Raw genomic sequence first — 18698 nt, 5'->3', positions numbered from 1 at the left:
TTAGTCTTCTGGATACGGAATACGTTCCTCTGTATAATGTACATCGTCCACTGTCACTCTATAATAAGCCTCTTGGCCTGGTGCGATCATAAAAGTGAGTTTACGGGTTGTATCCTCAGTGATTTTAAAGGTCTCTGCAGGAACTGAATCATCGCGATTCATGTCACTAATATAAATCTTTACTTCTTGAGGTACTCCTTCTTCTTTCGGCTGAAATGGTATTGTAATTTCAATAGTTTTTTCTTTAGGAGGTGCTGGCTCAGGTCCTTTTGAAATGACCACACTCACCTTACTGCCTGGTGGCAAGTCAGTACCTGGTTCAGTTTTTTGAGAAATTACCGATCCGGCTTGTATTGTATCATGATACGCCTCTTCAGTTCTCTCAATGACCAGGCCAGTGGTTTCTTCATATACATCGAGGTTGTCTTGGTTGTATCCTTTCAAATCTCGCAATGTGACCAATTCTGGCCCCTTGCTGACTTTAAATTCCAAAGTTGTCTCCTCAGGAATGACGGATTCACCACCCGGTGGATTTTGCTCAAGGATGGTACCTGCTTCACTATCGTCATGCTCTTCGTTTTTTACGATATCCTTGAAACCTTTCCCTTCCAGCAGGCTGTAGACATCGTCGTAATTCCTGTCTCTATAATCCGACAATTCCACTGTTTCTTTCCCTGTACTGATATACAAGTCGATTTCATTTCCTTCTTTAATCATCTTACCAGCTTTCGGATTAGTGCGGATGACATTTCCTTCTTCGACTTCCTCATCACTGATTTCATTTATATCTCCGGTAACAAAGCCAGCTGACATGAGTTTTGCGACTGCATCTTCTACTTCCATGCCGCTTACATCAGGCACTTCCTTTTCCTTCGGACCGAATAAGTCGGGGCCCATTGTCACCATTACTATTCCCGCTGTTAAGATCAATAAAAACAAAACTGTCAGTATGATTGGCCATTTCTTTTTCTTCTTTTTCTCTGGCTTAGCTTTTGGTGTTTGTTCCTGTGAACCAGCATCGTCTTTTCGTACGATTGTTTCATCAAGATTATGATAAGGCCGGTCATTCGTTATAATCGGGATTGCTTTTGTCGCTTCATCATCTTCTGGTATGGCAAACTTTCCTTCATTCAAACGATTTGCATCAAGTGCTGTACGCAGATCCTCTTCCATTTCATCGACAGTATCATATCGATGGAAAGGATCCTTCGCAGTCGCCTTGAGAACAACATTCTCTACACTTTGAGGGATTTGCGGATTCCATCTTTTTAAGGAAGGAGTCTCCGACTGTAAATGTTTCAGGGCAATGGAAACAGCAGATTCACCTGAAAAGGGAAGTCTCCCTGTGAGCAATTCAAACATGACAATCCCAATCGAATAAATATCCGACTTCTTGTTTGCCATGCCCCCTCTAGCTTGTTCAGGAGAAAGATAATGAACAGATCCCAGCACTGAATTCGTTTGAGTGATACTGGTTGCGCTTAAAGCCATTGCTATTCCGAAATCGGTAATTTTTACTGTACCGCTGCTGTCGATCAGGATATTATGCGGCTTGATATCCCGGTGGACAATATGATTATGATGGGCATGTGAAATCGCGGAAGTAAGCTGCTGCATTATATCAAGGGCTTCTTCAACCGGAACAGGCGCGTGCTGCTGTATGTACTGCTTCAATGTCTGGCCATCGACATATTCCATCACAATATAGTATAGCCCGTCCTCTTCACCGACATCATAAATGCTGACGATGTTTGGATGAGCAAGGCTGGTTGCGGATTGCGCTTCTCGATGGAATCTGCGTATAAATTCATCATCGTTGGCAAAATCAAGACGAAGCATTTTGACCGCTACATCCCTATCGAGGATCATATCATGGGCAAGGTAGACATTCGCCATGCCTCCGCCGCCGATCATGTCCTTGATTTTATAGCGTCCGCTGATTCTTTTTCCGATAATCATATTCTTCACCTGCCCTCGTTGAATTCCTGGTATTCGACGATAGCAAGAGTAATATTATCTTCGCCGCCGTATTGGTTTGCCCTTTTGATAAATTCTGCCGCCTTATCTTCAAGGGACATACCGCTATTTCTAATGATGCTTTCCATTTCTTCCTGGCTTACTTTATTGGAAAGTCCATCGGAACAAAGGAGAAGCGCATCTTCCTCTTCAAAGATGATTGTTTTCACATCCATCTCGACCGACTCTTCAGTCCCGAGCGCTCTTAAAAGGACATTTTTTCTCGGGTGGTGCTCTGCATCTTCCCTTGAAATCTGTCCAGATCGAACCAGCTCGTTAACAAGAGAGTGATCCTCCGTCAATTGTTTGAATCCCGTCTCGTTCAATAAGTAACATCGGCTGTCACCTATATTAACGATGGTCGCGAACAGGTTCGTACAAATGGCCGCCACGATGGTTGTTCCCATTCCTTCACATTCTGTGTTTTTCAAGGAATGCTCGAATATATCTTTATTGACTTGCAAGACAGCTTCTTCCATCCATTTTTCTGCTTCTTCTGCTGTATGTATCTCTGTTGAACTATCCCATAGATCCTTCAAATGCTTGATCGTCATTTCACTGGCAACATCACCCGCACGGTGGCCGCCCATGCCATCTGCTACGATGGCAAGGCGCTGGCCGTGAGAGTTTACAAAAATGCCGCCATTGTCTTCATTATGCAGGCGGACTTTTCCCCTGTCTGTCATGAAAACAGCCTTCATTTTGTCACCTCGTCTCTTCTTTTCTTTCTTTCGCCCGAAGTTGTCCGCAAGCTGCTTCAATGTCATGCCCTTGTTCTCTTCTGATTGTCACATTCACTCCGCGGTCGCGAAGTGTCCGTTCGAACTTGAAGATCTGGCTCTTTGGTGTCCTTACGTAATCACGCTCAGGTACATAGTTGACGGGAATAAGATTTATATGGCACTTAATACCCTTAACCAGTTGTGCCAGTTCCTCCGCATGCTCAACCTGGTCATTCACTCCGCCAAAAAGACCATACTCAAAGCTGATTCGCCGTCCTGTCTTGTTCACATAATAGCGGACTGAATCCATCAGGTCAGGAAGCTTATATGCACGGTTGATCGGCATCAGCCTGCTGCGCAGTTCGCTATTCGGAGCGTGCAGCGAAATCGCAAAGTTGATTTGCATATTCTCATCAGCAAACTGATAAATTTTCGGGATGATTCCGCTTGTTGATACCGTAATATGACGCGCGCCGATATTCAAGCCTTTTTCATGGTTGACGATCTTCAGGAAAGAGAGCATATTGTCATAGTTATCAAACGGTTCGCCGATTCCCATGATGACGATTGAACTTACTCTCTCGTCTGTCTCATCAAGTGCCTGTTGTACTTTTACGACCTGGGCAACGATTTCTCCTGCTTCCAGGTTCCTCTTTAAACCGCCAAGTGTAGATGCGCAAAAAGTACAGCCGATCCTGCAGCCAACCTGTGTAGTTACACAGACAGAATTTCCATACTCATGCCTCATAAGTACGGTTTCAATGGACTTGCCATCATGCATTTCGAATAAGAACTTGATCGTTCCATCTGATGATGTCTGCTGAATAATTGTATCGAGTGTTGTCAATACGAAATGCTCTTCTAGCTTGTCCCTTAAAGTTTTTGAGAGGTTGGACATATCCTCGAAAGAAACTGCTCTTTTTTTGTAAAGCCAGTCAAATACTTGCTCTGCCCGGAAAGGTTTTTCTCCCTGTTCCTTCAGCCAGTCCTTCAGTTCATCAAGCTGAAGTGAATAAATGGACTTTTTTCCTGTATCCTCTGTTGCTGCATTCCTTGTTGCTTTTTCTTGTTCCATGTTATTCCACCTTCTTTCTTAAACAAGCAATATAAAACCCATCAGAGCCAAAATCCTGCGGAAGAATCTGCACATCATAACCATTAATCAATGGTTTGATTGCCTCTGGCATTCTTTCTGCAAATGAGGGATCTCCTTCGAATTCGGGATGGTCGTGTAAAAATTTTTCGATTACTTCCTGGTTTTCCTCACGGTCAACCGTGCATGTACTATATACAAGTGTCCCTCCAGCTTTTAAAAGCGGGGCGACTGATTCGAGCAGGCTCAATTGGATCGTTTTCAACTGTGATAAATCCTGTTCCTTCTTAGTATACTTCATATCCGGCTTTCGTCTCATTACTCCGAGTCCGGAGCAGGGAGCATCCAGTAATACCCGATCAATTGATTCTTTTTCAAATTGAGCCGAAGCCTGGCGGCTATCCATTTTTTGGGCATCAATATTTTCGAGGCCCAGGCGCTCTGCATTCTCGGAGATTAGCTTCACCTTGTGTTCATGTAGGTCAAGGGAAATCACTTTCCCGCTATTGCCGAGCTTTTCGGCGATATGAGTAGTTTTCCCTCCCGGAGCTGCACATGCATCAAGAATAACCTCTTCTTCTTTAATGCCCAGTGCGTGGGCAACGAGCATGGAGCTTTCATCCTGGATGGTTAATAAACCATATTTGAAAGCTTTGGATGAAGCAAGATTGCCCCTGAGACACTTTACTGCTTCTGGCAGAATGGGACTCGGTTCTACTTCAAATCCTTCTTCCTCAAGCAGGTCAAGGCACTCATCCCGGGAGATTCTCGTCAAGTTGACCCTGCCTGTCTGGAGCGGAGCAGTTAAATTTACTTCACACATTTCCTGTGTCTTTTCGACACCGAATTGGTTGACCCACCTTTTTACGAGCCACAATGGATGGCTGGTCTCGATCGAAATTCTTTCAGCAGGATCTGTGATGGTATCAAGTGAAGGCAATCCATTTCTCTGAATGCTCCTCAACACACCATTTACTAGACTGGCAATCCCTTTATGTCCCCTGCGTTTTGCAATTTCCACTGCTTCAAATATAGCCGCTCTTTCCGGGATTTTATCCAAGTAGACCATCTGGTAGAGTGTCATACGCAGCAGATTGATGACCCAGCTTTGAAGCTTTTTATTCTTCTCGATAAATGGCTTAAGGTAAAAGTCGAGAGTCATTTTTCGCTGAAGCGTGCCATATACCAATTCTGTCAGCAAGCCTACGTCAATCGGGTTGATTTCATTTTTATCAATCGCACTGTTCAAGAGCAGATTGCTGTAGGCTTGGTTCTTTTCTATAGTTTCAAGGAGCTGCAATGCTGTATCCCTGACATTTTTCTTTTTACTCATTGTTGTCTCCTAACTTAACGCCTGGCTGTAAGTTGGATCCTGCCCCCAGCAAGAACTGCTTGGCATCCATTTTTTTCTTGCCTGCTGGCTGAAGCTCTGTGATTTTTATTGCGGTTTCATCACCAGTGGCAACAACAAAACCATCCTCTTCAACTTTTACAATCATACCGGGCTGGTCGTTTCCTGTATAAGTTGCCTTTTCGGCGCTCCATACCTTCATGACCGATCCATCCATAGTCGTATAGGCAACGGGCCAGGGATTCATGCCGCGGATATGGTTATATATCTCTGCGCCATCTCTGTTCCAATCGATCTTTTCCTGTTCGCGCTTGATATTCCACGCGAATGTGGCATCTTCATCGTTTTGCGGAACAGGAGTAATCTCCCCTTTTAACAGCTTGGGAATCGTTTCTGATAAAAGTTCAGCACCAGCTGAGCTCATTTTATCATGCAGTGTTCCAACAGTATCTGTTTCGGTAATCGGGACTTCCACTTGTGTCAGGATATCACCAGCGTCCAATTTTTCAACCATATACATAATCGTTATACCTGTTTTTTCTTTGCCGCGGATGATGGCGTAGTGAATTGGCGCTCCACCGCGCAGCTCTGGCAAAAGGGATGCATGAACATTTATGCAGCCAAACTTTGGTGCCTCAAGGAGTTTGTTTGGCAAGATCTGTCCAAACGCAGCTGTGACAATTAATTCTGGTTCAAGGGCCAAAATTTTATCGAGTTCATCCTGCTGGCGGATTTTCTCCGGCTGATAAACCGTAATGCCATGTTTCAGCGCTTCTGCTTTTACAGGAGGCGGAGTCATGACCCGTTTTCTTCCAACTGGGCGGTCAGGCTGGGTAACCACTCCTACTACATCATAGCCTTCATCGACCAATCTTCTCAAAACCGGGACAGAAAAATCCGGAGTCCCCATAAATACGATTCTTGTCATTCCAGGTTCAACTCCTCTAACTCAGCTTCTTCGATATATCTTGACACCTTGGTGGTGAATAGCACTCCGTGTAAATGGTCAATCTCATGGAGGATTGCTCTCGCTAAAAACTCCTCTGCTTCTAGTTCATAGCTTTTCCCTTTGCGGTTCTGGGCCTTAACCTTTACATAATTCGGGCGTGTGACCTCACCATATAATCCCGGGAAACTCAAGCACCCTTCAGGTCCTGTTTGCTCACCGCTGGTTTCCAGGATAACAGGATTGATCAATTCAATCGTACCGTGCTCATCATCGATATCGACAATCGCAATTTGTTTCTTTATATCTATTTGAGGAGCGGCCAGGCCGACGCCATCAAATTCAATCATTGTATCATACATGTCATCCAGCAGCTTTGCCAGTTTTTTGTCGAAAACTGTGACCTTTTCGCATTCCTGCTCCAAAATCTCCGCTGGATAATTTACTATTTTTCTTACTGCCAAAATAAATCCTCCAATAAATCCATTTAAATAGTAGTATTAGCTTGTTCAATCATCTTTTTTCATAAACTTTCCTGAAAACAGGTTTCGTAAACGTTGTTGCTTTAAAGCCTCACATTGCGTAGTTTCTCCGACAACTGGATACGGGCCTGCTTTGTATACTTCATTCGAAAAAAACCTGTTTAAAAGGAATCATTACATCAAAATATAGGGGTTTAAGTCGACAGAAATCTGCAAACCCCCTGTCCCTGTTTCCTGCTGATAATGATCAAGTATTGTTTTTAGGGCATTCTTCAATTCTGGTTCCTTTTTGTATTTTATCAGACATTGATAGCGATATCTATCGTTGATCCGCGGTATTGGTGATGCTACAGGACCCAGTACAACGGCTTCATTCGACAGCCTCGAAGAGATGAATTTCGCAACTTTTTCCGTAACTGACACTACTTTCATCAATTCTTGATGGCTGACAGTTACAAGGGAAAGATAGTAAAACGGCGGGTACTGGTGAACCTTCCGCATCAGCATCTCTTGCTGGTAAAACCTGTCATAGTCCTGCGTCCCGGCAAGCTCAACACTGTAATGCTCGGGTGTATAAGTCTGGATTACTACCTCTCCGGGAAGCTTGTGCCTTCCAGCCCTCCCGCTTACTTGCGTCAAAAGCTGGAAGGTCTTTTCAGAAGACCGGAAATCGGGCAGGTTCAGCATGGTGTCTGCTGAAAGGACACCTACTAATGTAATGTTTGGAAAATCCAGCCCTTTCGCAATCATTTGGGTTCCGAGTAAAATATCCGCCTGGCCCTCTTGAAATGCCGTGAGCAGCTTTTCATGTGAGCCTTTCCTGCCAGTTGTATCCACATCCATCCTGATGATCCTTGCCTCAGGAATCAATTTTAACAGCTCTTCCTCAACCTTTTGTGTTCCGGTGCCGAAATAGCGGATATGCTCACTATTGCATTCAGGGCAAATGGTCGGCACCCTGTCTTCGTAACCGCAATAATGGCATTTCATCTGCTCATTATATCGGTGGTATGTCAGCGTGATATCGCAATGCGGACAGTTCATGACATAACCGCAATCACGGCACATCACAAACGACGAATGACCGCGTTTATTTAAAAACAGGACGGTCTGCTCTTTTTTCTCAAGCCTGTCTTTTATCTTTTCAAAAAGCTTTACCGAAAACATCGAGCGGTTTCCTGTTCGCAATTCCTCTCGCATATCGACGATCTCAACGGTTGGCAGCGCCTGATTATTCATCCGCTTGGGGAGAGAGAGCAAAGTATACCTTCCTTTTTGCGCACGGGCAAATGATTCAAGTGAGGGAGTCGCGCTGCCGAGGACAACTGGACAAGCATTTGTCTTAGCCCTCTGGATCGCCACGTCCCTTGCATGGTACCTTGGATTCTCTTCTTGCTTATAGCTCGTTTCATGCTCTTCATCGATGATAATGATACCGATGTTCTCGAATGGAGCAAAAATCGCCGATCTCGCTCCTACCACCACTTTTACTTCCTTGCGCTGGATTTTCCGCCATTCATCATACTTCTCACCCGCAGATAGACCGCTATGCATGACAGCCACCAAATCACCAAACCGCTCCTTGAAGCGCGTGACCATTTGCGGCGTCAATGAAATTTCCGGCACAAGCACAATCGCTTCCTTGCCTTTAATCAATACCTCCTGAATGGACTGCAAATAAATTTCAGTCTTGCCGCTGCCTGTCACACCATATAATAGAAAGACTTCATGCAAGTCCTTTTCAATTGCAGAAAGGATGGGGCTAATCGCTTTTTCTTGTTCAACTGTCAGTTCGAGGGCCATTTTACGTTCAAATTCCCGTTCTGAATATGGGTCCCTGTAAACCTCCAGCTCTTCTACTTTCAGCATACCTTTCTTTACCAGTGACTGTATTGATGCCTGGGAGATTCCAAGAGTGGAGAGTATCAGCCTCTGTTCCACAGGTTCTGGATTTTCCAGAAAGAAATCTAACACGGATTTCTGCCCTGACGCCTGTGATGATAGTTTGTCCCTTACCTCCCTGAGCTGAACAGGCTCAACGGCTGGTGAAACATGCTTGAGCAGCTTTTTGCGCACTCTGTCCTTCACCTGGTAAACTACCTCTACTCTGCCAGACGACGCCTCTTTTTGCAGTTGCTGTACAAGACCCTTAGTAACGGCATCCTCCCAGTTGATTTCACTATTTTCCTTGAACAACTCTAGTAAATTTCCAGGCAGATCCGTTATATCTGTCCCTTTTGCAAGCACAATTTTCTTTTCATATTTAGCCTTCAACGCTGCTGGAAGCATTGCCTGATAGGAGGAGATTTTATAGCTTAGAGTATGTTCAGTCAGCCAGTCACCGAGGTCGAGAAGTTCCTCATTCAGTACGGGTGTCAAATCAAGTGGTTCGATGATTGAGCGCAGCTTAGAGAAGCTGGACTCTTTCTTAAGGTCCCTGACAAATCCCTGGATTTTTCTCGGACCAAACGGTACGATGACCCTTGTCCCAGGCTTGATCACATCTTTGAATTTTTCAGGTATTTTATAGTCAAAGGTTTTGTCAGTTTGCTTTGCAGGCACATCGACAATAACGCTTGCTATATTCATAAGCTTTCATCCTTTTTAAAACAGTGAACGACTTCGGCAAGAATCTTTCGGGCTACATCTGATTTAGACATCAAAGGCAGCTCGACGGACGTACCATCCTTTTTGTAAATGGTGACAATATTTGTGTCAGCACCAAAGCCTGCGCCTTGCTGTTTGACGTTATTCGCCACAATCATGTCTGCATTTTTTCTGTCAAGCTTGCCCTTAGCATGGATTTCGACATCATTTGTTTCTGCTGCGAACCCAACGATCACCTGGCCGGTTTTCCTTTGTCCGAGCTCAAACAGTATATCCTTCGTCCTTTCAAGCTCAAGAGCCTGGTCGCCTTCTTTTTTCTTCATTTTCTCTTCATAGGTATATTTCGGACGGTAATCCGCTACGGCCGCGGTACTAATCATGACATCCGCCTTATCAAAATGTGCCAGGGCAGCATGGTACATTTCCTCTGCACTTTCCACTTTAATTAATTCGGCTCCCCCTGGAGGATCCAAGTTGACCGGCCCCGAAACAAGGATTACCCTTGCCCCCATTTTCACAGCTTCCCTTGCGATTGCGAACCCCATCTTGCCAGTTGAATGGTTGGTAAGAAAGCGGACAGGATCGATTTTTTCCCTTGTAGGGCCCGCAGTAATCAAGACAGTTTGTCCTGAAAGGTCCCCGCCCTTATCAGAGAAAAACTGGCCAGCAAGCTCGACGATTGTCTCAGGCTCCTCAAGACGGCCCTTGCCTGTGTATCCACATGCCAAGTACCCTTCTCCGGGTTCAATAAATTCATATCCAAAGTTTCTTAATGTCTCCATGTTTTTCTTAACAGCGGGGTGCTGGTACATATGTACATTCATTGCTGGAGCAACCCATACTGGTGCAGTCGCGGCAAGAAGTGTCGTAGAAATCATATTGTCAGCAATCCCATTTGCAAGCTTGCCGATAATATTGGCAGTCGCTGGGGCAATTATAATCAAATCAGCCCAATCTGCTAAATGGATATGGGCGATATTTTCCGGATTTTTCTCATCGAATGTATCTGTATAAACTTCACTTCTAGACAATGCCTGAAAAGTGAGCGGAGTAACAAATTTAGCTGCAGAATCACTAAGGATAACCTTCACTTCAGCACCCGCCTGGGTCAACTTGCTCGTCAGCGCAGCACCCTTATACACAGCGATCCCACCGGTCACACACAATAGAATTTTTTTACCGTTCAGCATGTCAGAGAACCCCCATTTTACAACAAACTATCATTATGATTGAACTATAACATTTTTTCACAGATTAAGCATGAAATAGGCAAGGTCATTACTGTAATATAGTAGCTGTGGTATGTAGTGCCTTACATTATGAGCTACCTGGACTATGTCCCTTTTTATTTATTTATAGACTTTTTTCTATGTGACCTTTTTAAAGTAAAAATCTCTTTTTGGGCTTATAGAATCTCCCTATTTGCCAGTAAGGCCTAAACAAAAAAATAACAACCCAATAAATAGGTTGTTATCGTGGTGTTATTCGTTGATATTTAGCTCTTCATGGCTTCCTGCTGTCTTGAAATGAAGCTTTTCTGCGTTGATTTCTTCGAGTGCCTTGCCAACGAATTTGTGGGAAACATACTTATCTAGCTTAGCATCCATATGGACCTGCATGCTGCGTGCGCGTTTAGCTGCAACCGATACTAATGAGTATTTTGAATCAATTTTTGTCATTAAAGAGTCAATAGAAGGATTAAGCATTTATTCAACCTCCAGCATTTTTTTATAACGATGTTGAACACGTTCCCTGCGGCAGTGTTCCGCAACAACGATTGATTTAACTCGTTGTGCTGCGTTTTCAACATGGTCGTTTTCAACAACATAATCATATAATTCCATCATTTCGAGTTCTTCTCTAGCAGCTTTCATCCTGCCTTTGATGATATCTTCTGTTTCTGTCCCTCTTGTCACGATCCGGTTTTCAAGTTCTGAAAGGCTGGGCGGCGCTAGGAAAATGAAAAGTCCCTCAGGGAATTTCCTTCTTACCTGGCTTGCTCCCTGAACTTCAATTTCAAGGAAAACATCCCTTCCCGCATCGAGCGTTTCGCGGACGTACTCAACTGGAGTACCATAATAATTGCCAACAAATTCTGCATACTCTAGCAATTGGTCCTGTTTGATCATTTCTTCAAATTCTTCCCTGGTTTTGAAGAAATAATCTACTCCATTTTGCTCTCCTTCACGCGGCAGCCTCGTTGTCGCGGACACGGAATACTCAAAAGCTGTATCGTGCTGGGAAAATAATTCTTTCCGGACCGTTCCTTTGCCAACACCTGATGGTCCTGAAAGAACAATCAACAATCCTTTTTCCTGCATTAAATAGTCCTACCCTTCATCAATAATATCATCACGGTCATTCAGGCGGTGAGCTACTGTTTCCGGCTGTACCGCAGAGAGAATGACATGGTCGCTGTCCATTACAATGACAGCCCTCGTCCTTCTTCCGTATGTTGCATCTATTAATGATCCACGGTCGCGTGCGTCCTGGATGATCCGTTTTATTGGAGCTGATTCAGGACTTACGATCGAGATGATCCTGTTAGCTGAAACAATGTTGCCGAAGCCTATATTTATAAGCTTGATTGCCATGATGGTCCCCCAATCATCAGTTATTTATTTTGGCCTTCTAAAGCCTTTTCTAAACGCTACTCTATATTTTGCACTTGCTCCTTAACCTTTTCCAGGAGGCTTTTCATCTCGACTACTTCCCTGGCAATTCTTGAATCATTCGCCTTGGAACCGATTGTGTTGACCTCGCGATTCATTTCCTGAAGCAGAAAATCCAATTTCCTGCCAAGAGCTCATTCGCCTTCAAAATTTCTTTGAATTGACTTACATGGCTTTCAAGCCTGGCAATCTCTTCACTAATATCAGCTTTATCTGCAAAGAAGGCAACCTCGGTAAGGATTCTGTCATCATCTGCCTGGCTATCCGTCAATTCAGCCATTTTCTTTTGAAGCCTCTCACGGTACTGCTCTACAACACTCGGCGCCAGCTTCTTCACGCTCGTGATGTTTTCTTTTAACTGCTGGATATGCTGCAATACATCCTTTTCAAGTGCTGATCCTTCCAGCATACGCATTTGGACCAATTGGCTCCCGGCATCCTCAACGGCTGAAAGGACAAGAAGTTCAAGCTCTTCATTTTCAGCTTCTATTTCTTCAATATGGATGATTTCTTGCCTGCTGACAATGTCACGGAGCTCAATATCCCCCGTAATGCTGTACCTGTTCTTGATTTCAGTTATGTGATGGACTAATTCGTCCAGGGCTGCCCAGTCAATATGTACACTTCGGCTAACTATGCCTTGGCCCTCCAAAGTTACAAATACTTCGACTCTCCCTCTTTTTATATGTTCGCCGAGTTTCTTTTTTATTTTTTCTTCCGTTTTCAGGAGCTGCCGGGGCATGCGAATATGGAATTCACAAAAACGGTGATTGACCGTTTTGACCTCGACTGTGACACTGAACCTGTCAGATTCAGTCCTGCTCCTTCCAAACCCAGTCATACTGACGACCATTTCAGACACATCCATTCTTTCTAAAAAGTCGAGTTTCCTGTAGACCCGTGGAACAGGCTTATTCATTTATGTAATGTCTAAATTTATGTTTTTTTCAACTCCGCTCCTTCCCTCGAAAGGAACTTCCAAGCTTAGGATTTCATAAAACTTTTCAGCTGTAGATGCAGGAAAGATTACGAAAGAGCATTAGTAAAAAAAAGAAAGGCAATAGAGCCTTCTCTATTACCTAACGGATTATATCATATTTCTCTTTGTTTTTCTTGCAAAAAATGTTCCCGCAAGCAAAAATGTCGGAATTGCCGATAAGCCAAGGATCAATAACCAATCCATCGCCATTATTGGAACAGTGTGGAATATTGGCTGCAGTACTGGCGAATAGATCACAACAAGGACCATGGCCAACGAAGAAATTACGGCCCAAACTAAATATTTGTTCTCAAAAGGGTTGCGGGCGAAGATTGATTTTTCGCTCCTGCAGTCGAATACGTGAATTAACTGTGCCATCACGAGTGTTGTAAACGCAATGGTCTGTGCATATACCAAGTCGTCCGGATTTCTATTATAGACTATCATGAATGCAATCAGAGTCATCAATCCAATCAGGAAACCTCTTGACACGACTTTCCAGCCTAACCCCCGGGCAAATACCCCTTCCTTAGGATGGCGCGGATCCCTTTTCATTACATCATCCTCAGGCTGGTCAAGCCCTAATGCCATCGCAGGGAGGCCATCTGTCACCAGATTCACCCAGAGGATCTGGATCGGCACGAGCGGGAGAGGCAAGCCAAGGATCATTGCGAACAGCATGACCAAAATCTCCCCAACATTGGAAGCCAGGAGGTACCTGATGAACTTTCTGATATTTTCATAGATGTTTCGGCCTTCCTTAATGGCTGCTTTTATTGTGGCGAAGTTATCATCGAGGAGTACGAGGGAAGATGCTTCTTTTGCTACATCTGTACCTGTTATCCCCATAGCCACTCCTATATCTGCAGCTTTAATGGCTGGCGCATCATTTACGCCGTCACCAGTCATCGCAACGATATGCCCTCTATTTTGCAAAGCTTTTACAATTTTAAGCTTATGTTCAGGCGAAACTCTCGCAAAAACCGAAACATCGTCGACTACATCCTCTAGCTCTGAAACAGACAACTCGGATAATGCCTTGCCATCTAAGACTTTGCTGCCTTTGGTTAATATCCCTAACTGACTAGCAATCGCCTTCGCAGTGATAACATGGTCACCAGTAATCATCACAGTTTTAATACCTGCGTCGCGGCATTCTTTTACAGCTGTTTTCACCTCAGGTCGCGGCGGGTCGATCATACCCTGCAATCCGATGAAAACCAGGTCTTTTTCGGCTTCATTTTCATGAAGGACGACAGTGTTTTGCGGAATCGGTTTGAAGGCTATGGCAATTGTTCTTAATGCGTTGCCAGCCAGCTCGTCAATCGCCCCCTGGACTTTAGCAGTCAAGTCTTTTGTCAGGCGCTGCTGCCTTTCATCCCAGAGAATTGAATCACTTAATCCAATCAGGACATCCGGTGCACCTTTTACAACAGCAAATTTCCGTCCAGTTTTGTCCTTCACGATCATACTCATCATTTTTCGCTTGGAATCGAAAGGGAACTCGTTAACAATTTCAAACTGGTCCAGCAGGCTTTCTCTCCTGTAACCCGCTTTCATTGCGGCTACCAGCAGAGCTCCTTCAGTAGGGTCACCATCAATTGTGTACTCGCCATCTTTATCAATCATTTCAGCGTGATTGCAAGCATCCCAAATGTCAGCAGCTGCTGCAATGACTTTTCACTATGAGGATCCACGCTTTTGTCTTTATAAAAGAATAATCCTGTTGGTGAGTATCCCACACCATCCACAGTCCAGGTTTTATTGCCGCTCCACAAATGGGTAACGGTCATTTTGTTCTGAGTCATCGTTCCCGTTTTGTCAGAACAAATGACAGATGCGCAGCCAAGCGTCTCCACCGCAGGAAGCTTTCTGACGATCGCATTCTTTCTGATCATTCTCTGGACACCCAGTGACAGCGCAACAGTAACAATTGCCGGCAGACCTTCAGGGATGGCGGCAACTGCCAAACTGACCCCTGCAAGGAACATTGTATACAGGTCATGCCCCTGGAGTACGCCAATTCCTACTACCAATAAGGTTAGGAAAAGAGCGGCCGTTATCAGGATTTTCCCTAATTGTTCAAGCCTGCGCTGAAGTGGGGTTTCCTGTGCTTCAGCCGTCTGCAGCAAGTCAGCAATCTGGCCCATCGCAGTTTTCATGCCTGTAGCAACGACAACACCAGTTCCAGTTCCCCTTGTGACCATCGTGCCCATGAACGCCATATTTTCCATATCACCCAGTCCCGGGTTAGGAATCCTCAGCGGACTTGTGTTTTTTTGTACAGGAACAGACTCTCCCGTCAATGCTGATTCTTCAATTTCCAGGCTCCTGGATTCAATCAAGCGGATATCTGCGCCAATCCTGTCCCCGCTTGTAAATTTAAGAATGTCACCAGGGACAACTTCCTTTGACGGAATCTTTGTCCACTCGCCATCACGCAAAGCATGGACTTGCGGAGCGGAAAGTTCTTTCAGGGCATCAAGTGATTTTTCCGCCTTTCTTTCCTGGAAAAACCCTAAAATACCATTTACAAGAACAATGGCTATGATGGCAATCGCATCGACCATTTCTCCGAGGAGTCCTGATATCAACGTAGCTGCAAGGAGCACCAATACCATGAAATCCTTAAACTGGCTGAAGAATAATAACAGGGCCGATTGTTTCTCCCCCTCGGCCAATGCGTTATATCCATGCTGATCACGTCTGCGTTTTACTTCCTTTTCTTCCAATCCTTCTGTAAAATCTGTTCTTAAGGCACTAGCTATTTCATTTTCATTCATCTCATGGAACTTCATGGGGCCATCACACTTCCTCCTTGTTTGTCCTACTCTAAAGAAAGCTTATTCAGCCCTGTCCAAAAAAATGATAAGATGTTTATAGAATAGAAAAGCGAAGGCGACTGTCCAGAAACGCAGAAACTGGAGACTCCGACAAAGAAGCGCTTTTTGCTTCTGACGGCGAAGTTGAAGTTTCGGAGTTTCTAGGAGGCGACACTAGACAAGCGACTCGAGGGGCTAGGCGCTGGAGCTAGATAAAGAAAAGTGGAAGCGCCTTGATCAGCCTCGACAAGGCTTCAGATAAATAGAAAAGGATGTATTTTACATGTCATTTGACGGATTGTTTACAAGAGCCATCACAAACGAATTTTCCACCCTTCTTAAAGGGGGACGAATCAATAAAATCCACCAGCCTTATAAAAATGAAATAATTCTGGCTGTGAGGGCAAACGGAGTTAACCATAAGCTCCTTTTGTCTGCTCACCCGAGCTACGCCAGAGTCCAGATCACAAATGAGCAATATGATAACCCCAATGAGCCGCCAATGTTCTGTATGCTGCTGCGCAAGCACCTTGAAGGGTCGATCATAGAAGACATCCAACAGGCCGGCCTTGACCGGATGATTATTTTTGAAATAAAAGGCAGAAATGAAATCGGCGATATCTCCTACAAACAATTGATCGTCGAAATCATGGGACGCCACAGCAATATAATCATCGTCGATAAACAAAGAAACATGATTCTCGATAGCATCAAGCATGTTTCATTTGCCGTGAATACACACAGGGCCATCATGCCGGGCAAGAGTACGTAATGCCTCCGCAGCAGGAAAAAATGAATCCATTCGAGGCACAGGAAGAAGATGTCTTGAGATTTATTGATTTTAACGCTGGAAAAATTGATAAGCAGCTAGTTTCAAGTTTTGCCGGTGTGTCACCGGTACTGGCGAGGGAAATAGTCTTTAAAGCTGGACTTGCAAACCGCACAACTATTCCAAAGGCCTTTTTATCAGTGATGGATGAGCTCAGGCAACATCGGTATAAACCTTCGATCACAAATGGAAGCAATAAAGAAGCCTTTTACCTGATTCCGCTTGAGCACCTGAAGGGAGAAGCAAAGTCCTTTGAGTCCCTGAGCAGCCTGCTCGATCGTTATTATTTTGGCAAAGCAGAACGTGACCGGGTCAAGCAGCAGGGCAATGATCTCGAAAGACTGATTGCAAATGAAAAAGAGAAAAATGAGAAGAAAATCAAAAAGCTGGAAACGACTCTTGAAGATGCAAAAAAAGCTGAGCAGTATCAATTATTCGGAGAGCTGCTGACCGCTAACATTTTTATGGCCGAAAAAGGCATGAAGGAAATTACCGTTGTTAATTATTATGATGAAGACGGAGCTACCATCACAATTCCGCTGGAGCCGCGGAAAACACCTTCGGAAAACGCCCAGAGATACTTCACCAAATATCAAAAGGCAAAGAACTCTGTGAATATTGTCAAAGAACAAATTGAAATAGCAAAAGCCGAGGTTTCTTATTTCGATGCTCTCCTGCAACAGGTAGAGGCTGCATCGCCAAAAGATATCGAAGAAATCAGGGAAGAATTGATTGAGGGTGGATATATTCGGGCCCGGCAGAAAAAAGGTAATAAAAATAAACAAAACCTGAAGCCGCAGCTTGAAAAATACCGATCTACCAATGAAACAGAAATACTCGTCGGAAAAAATAATAAGCAAAATGATTACTTAACAAATAAGGTGGCAGCCCGGGATGAAATATGGCTTCACACAAAAGATATCCCCGGATCCCACGTGGTCATCCGCAGCAAAGAGCCAGCAGAAGAAACCATTATCGAGGCAGCAAAGATTGCGGCTTACTTCAGCAAAGCACGTAATTCAAGTTCCGTCCCTGTCGACTTCACAAAGGTGCGACATGTGAAGAAGCCAGCCGGCGCAAAGCCAGGGTTTGTCATTTACGAACAGCAACAGACCGTATACGTGACACCGGATGAAGATATGATTCTGAAATTGAAACAGTAAACTGAACAAAAAGCGCAAGCACCTCGTTCAGCCCCGACAAGCGCTGGAGGGCCGACCGGTGAAGTCGTTCTTTGACTTCATTGGGCGGACCGAAGCGACTCGAGGGGCTAGGCGCTGGAGCTGGATTAAAAAAATTACATGTAGTTATCCACAACTAAATAATTTTATAATTTCCTACGAAACAAGAAACCCGCCTGGTATTCAGTTCTACCGGCGGGTTTTACTTTAGCTGTTCCTCTCACAAATTTCCATCAGCCTATCAGGCTACTGCCTCTTTCCTTTTTTTATATTGTTTTACAAAACCAATAATTGCAGGAATAAAAGCAGTAGAAGAAACCATCAACAATGTGAGGAATAAGTTATTCTCTACCCAGGCAATATTACCGAGTAGAAATCCTGCTGTCAGCCAGAAGGCTGTCCACATCAATCCACCAATAAGGTTGTAGCTTAAGAATGATTTAAACTCATATCCTGTGTATCCTGAAACAAATGGTACAGAGGTTCTCATGAGCGGGACAAACCGTGAAGAGGTAATGGCTACCCTTCCATAGTCAGACAAAAAAACCTTCGCCTTGCCAATCGATTTATCTGATGTTAAACGGTATAGAAAACGGTTTTCGGAGTTTAACTTCCCGAGCTGTTTCCCGATGAAGAAATTCTGGCTGTCACCCAAAATAGTTGCAGCAGCAAAAAGCATAAACAAGATTTTAAAATCTAAATCTCCGGCAGCCGCCAGAGTACCGCTCGCGAAGACCATTGAATCGCCTGGCAAAAATGTCAGGATTACAAAAGCCGTTTTAAAGTAGACAATCAAAAACAACATAATATAAATGGCTGCCCCATATTCATCAATATAGTAGTGGAGACTGCTATCAATATTTTTCAGCAACTGTATGACCTGTTCCATGAGTCTTTTCCTCCTACTATATAAAATTTATATACCTGGCATTATTGCAGTAAGGCTTATAATTATATTGAAACACACTTATTAAGTTGCATGCCAACAGGTTAACCCT

At 44.2% G+C, this 18698-nt stretch carries 12 protein-coding genes and 3 pseudogenes; 1 reads left to right on the top strand and 14 read right to left on the bottom strand.

Annotation, left to right across the window (positions count from 1 at the left end; all coding sequences use genetic code 11):
* The 13 genes and pseudogenes from pknB to FOF60_RS24410 all read right to left on the bottom strand — a co-directional run bounded on the left by pknB (position 1) and on the right by FOF60_RS24410 (position 15666).
* Complete coding sequence (gene pknB / locus FOF60_RS08515) at positions 1-1959, bottom strand: Stk1 family PASTA domain-containing Ser/Thr kinase (protein WP_192470301.1); 1959 nt, start codon at positions 1957-1959, stop codon at positions 1-3.
* Positions 1960-1964: 5 nt separating this feature from the next.
* The gene (locus FOF60_RS08510; RefSeq protein ID WP_192470391.1) at positions 1965-2717 is read right to left on the bottom strand and encodes a Stp1/IreP family PP2C-type Ser/Thr phosphatase; all 753 of its coding nucleotides are present in this window, start codon (positions 2715-2717) and stop codon (positions 1965-1967) included.
* A 4-nt stretch (positions 2718-2721) separates the two neighbouring features.
* The gene (gene rlmN / locus FOF60_RS08505; protein ID WP_192470300.1) at positions 2722-3813 is read right to left on the bottom strand and encodes a dual-specificity RNA methyltransferase RlmN; all 1092 of its coding nucleotides are present in this window, start codon (positions 3811-3813) and stop codon (positions 2722-2724) included.
* Between the two features lies 1 nt (position 3814).
* Positions 3815-5164, bottom strand: a complete 1350-nt coding sequence (rsmB, locus tag FOF60_RS08500; protein WP_192470299.1) for a 16S rRNA (cytosine(967)-C(5))-methyltransferase RsmB — start codon at positions 5162-5164, stop codon at positions 3815-3817.
* Positions 5157-6110 (bottom strand): methionyl-tRNA formyltransferase, encoded by a 954-nt coding sequence (gene fmt / locus FOF60_RS08495; RefSeq protein ID WP_192470298.1) that lies wholly within the window; start codon positions 6108-6110, stop codon positions 5157-5159. The genes rsmB and fmt overlap by 8 nt, the downstream gene beginning before the upstream one ends.
* Positions 6107-6592 carry a peptide deformylase gene (def, locus tag FOF60_RS08490; protein ID WP_192470297.1) on the bottom strand — a complete coding sequence of 162 codons (486 nt, stop codon included), beginning with the start codon at positions 6590-6592 and terminating at the stop codon, positions 6107-6109. The genes fmt and def overlap by 4 nt, the downstream gene beginning before the upstream one ends.
* Before the next feature lie 192 nt (positions 6593-6784).
* Positions 6785-9199 carry a primosomal protein N' gene (gene priA / locus FOF60_RS08485; protein ID WP_192470296.1) on the bottom strand — a complete coding sequence of 805 codons (2415 nt, stop codon included), beginning with the start codon at positions 9197-9199 and terminating at the stop codon, positions 6785-6787.
* Entirely contained in the window at positions 9196-10407 is a 1212-nt protein-coding gene (coaBC, locus tag FOF60_RS08480) for a bifunctional phosphopantothenoylcysteine decarboxylase/phosphopantothenate--cysteine ligase CoaBC (protein WP_192470295.1), read from the bottom strand. Before coaBC ends, priA begins: the two co-directional genes overlap by 4 nt.
* Positions 10408-10698: 291 nt before the next feature.
* Positions 10699-10923, bottom strand: a complete 225-nt coding sequence (rpoZ, locus tag FOF60_RS08475) for a DNA-directed RNA polymerase subunit omega (protein ID WP_041965989.1) — start codon at positions 10921-10923, stop codon at positions 10699-10701.
* A complete protein-coding gene (gmk, locus tag FOF60_RS08470; RefSeq protein ID WP_192470294.1) occupies positions 10924-11538 on the bottom strand; it encodes a guanylate kinase in 615 nt (204 codons plus the stop codon).
* 9 nt (positions 11539-11547) lie between these two features.
* On the bottom strand, positions 11548-11811 hold the full coding sequence (remA, locus tag FOF60_RS08465) for an extracellular matrix/biofilm regulator RemA (protein ID WP_023614949.1): 264 nt from the start codon (positions 11809-11811) through the stop codon (positions 11548-11550).
* 56 nt (positions 11812-11867) lie between these two features.
* Positions 11868-12742 (bottom strand): annotated as a pseudogene (locus FOF60_RS08460) (YicC/YloC family endoribonuclease).
* 234 nt (positions 12743-12976) lie between these two features.
* A pseudogene (locus FOF60_RS24410) lies at positions 12977-15666 on the bottom strand (calcium-translocating P-type ATPase, SERCA-type).
* A gap of 307 nt (positions 15667-15973) precedes the next feature.
* Here FOF60_RS24410 and FOF60_RS08445 point away from each other — a divergent pair.
* A pseudogene (locus tag FOF60_RS08445) lies at positions 15974-17682 on the top strand (NFACT family protein).
* A 259-nt stretch (positions 17683-17941) separates the two neighbouring features.
* Here the strand turns inward: FOF60_RS08445 and FOF60_RS08440 are convergent.
* Positions 17942-18589 carry a VTT domain-containing protein gene (locus FOF60_RS08440; protein WP_192470292.1) on the bottom strand — a complete coding sequence of 216 codons (648 nt, stop codon included), beginning with the start codon at positions 18587-18589 and terminating at the stop codon, positions 17942-17944.
* Positions 18590-18698 lie beyond the last annotated feature (109 nt).

Source organism: Mesobacillus jeotgali (assembly GCF_014856545.2).
Classification (GTDB): domain Bacteria; phylum Bacillota; class Bacilli; order Bacillales; family Cytobacillaceae; genus Mesobacillus.
This window is presented reverse-complemented; position numbering and strand designations above follow the sequence as displayed.

Bases quoted from the DNA above. Each gene is read 5' to 3' on its own strand.
- pknB (WP_192470301.1), bottom strand. From the start codon at position 1,959: ATGATTATCGGAAAAAGAATCAGCGGACGCTATAAAATCAAGGACATG.
- FOF60_RS08510 (WP_192470391.1), bottom strand. From the start codon at position 2,717: ATGAAGGCTGTTTTCATGACAGACAGGGGAAAAGTCCGCCTGCATAAT.
- rlmN (WP_192470300.1), bottom strand. From the start codon at position 3,813: ATGGAACAAGAAAAAGCAACAAGGAATGCAGCAACAGAGGATACAGGA.
- rsmB (WP_192470299.1), bottom strand. From the start codon at position 5,164: ATGAGTAAAAAGAAAAATGTCAGGGATACAGCATTGCAGCTCCTTGAA.
- fmt (WP_192470298.1), bottom strand. From the start codon at position 6,110: ATGACAAGAATCGTATTTATGGGGACTCCGGATTTTTCTGTCCCGGTT.
- priA (WP_192470296.1), bottom strand. From the start codon at position 9,199: ATGAATATAGCAAGCGTTATTGTCGATGTGCCTGCAAAGCAAACTGAC.
- coaBC (WP_192470295.1), bottom strand. From the start codon at position 10,407: ATGCTGAACGGTAAAAAAATTCTATTGTGTGTGACCGGTGGGATCGCT.
- rpoZ (WP_041965989.1), bottom strand. From the start codon at position 10,923: ATGCTTAATCCTTCTATTGACTCTTTAATGACAAAAATTGATTCAAAA.
- gmk (WP_192470294.1), bottom strand. From the start codon at position 11,538: ATGCAGGAAAAAGGATTGTTGATTGTTCTTTCAGGACCATCAGGTGTT.
- remA (WP_023614949.1), bottom strand. From the start codon at position 11,811: ATGGCAATCAAGCTTATAAATATAGGCTTCGGCAACATTGTTTCAGCT.
- FOF60_RS08440 (WP_192470292.1), bottom strand. From the start codon at position 18,589: ATGGAACAGGTCATACAGTTGCTGAAAAATATTGATAGCAGTCTCCAC.